Below are 229 nucleotides of genomic sequence, written 5' to 3' on the forward strand. Positions count from 1 at the left end.
GGGCGCGCCTTGCTCATCAATATAAGCTTTGGCAGCGTCAGTATCTGTGAACCCTTGATAAGCTGCCGTCGGAATATTGTTCTGTGCCATAAATTCTTTGGCAAAGGTTTTTGAGCCTTCTAACTGCGCACAATATGCCGTTGGGCCCCACGCCTTAATACCAGCAGCACGGCAGGCATCGATGATACCCGTCACCAATGGGGCTTCTGGTCCAACGATGACCATATCG

Annotated in this window: 1 pseudogene; it reads right to left on the reverse strand. The window is 51.1% G+C overall.

Annotated features, from left to right (window positions below):
• Positions 1-229 (reverse strand): annotated as a pseudogene (locus AAEZ02_RS23665) (phosphoribosylamine--glycine ligase); the annotation flags it as partial.

This window comes from Shewanella sp. T24-MNA-CIBAN-0130 (genome assembly GCF_040310185.1).
Lineage (GTDB): Bacteria > Pseudomonadota > Gammaproteobacteria > Enterobacterales > Shewanellaceae > Shewanella > Shewanella psychromarinicola.